The 525-nt window shown below is 35.8% G+C and carries 1 pseudogene; it reads right to left on the reverse strand.

Annotated elements, in window-relative coordinates:
• Positions 1 to 511: pseudogene (locus LS66_RS10015) on the reverse strand (ankyrin repeat domain-containing protein); the annotation flags it as partial.
• Positions 512 to 525: the final 14 nt, after the last annotated feature.

A 525-nucleotide genomic window follows, 5' to 3' on the forward strand; every position in this document is an offset into this window, starting at 1 on the left:
TGTCTAACACATCTACATTTGCTCCTGCTTTGGTAACCGCAATTTCAATTGATTTATAATCATTACGCCTAGCCCACCAATGCATACAAGTCCAGCCATAACCATCATCTCCTCTTTTCTCACAAGTTAAGCCCTTATCTAAAAGATATTTGATGACTACTTCATCCTCGCCACCTTTTTCAATGTATGATGTCAAGGCATTCCTTCCATATCCATTGTGGTGGTAATCAATCCTTAAGCCCCATTCTTGTAAAAACTCTATCATTGCAGGGTCTTTATATTTCTCATACGCCATTGCTGCTTTGGCAAGGACATATTCTACTTGAAATAAAAAAAGCTTGTATTTGCCGTCTTTAATATTTGCCTCATAAAAACTCTCTTGTAAGGGATATTCTTGTAAAAATGCCTTTACCCTTTCTATATCATTTGTTTCAATGAGTGCATATAACTCTTCTTGAAGAGCATTTCTTTGCTTTCTATCCATAGCCTTAATTTCTTCTAGTGTTTTCATTGTGTCTCCTTTTT

The sequence above is a fragment of the Helicobacter sp. MIT 03-1614 genome (genome assembly GCF_000762925.2).
Taxonomy (GTDB): domain Bacteria; phylum Campylobacterota; class Campylobacteria; order Campylobacterales; family Helicobacteraceae; genus Helicobacter_C; species Helicobacter_C hepaticus.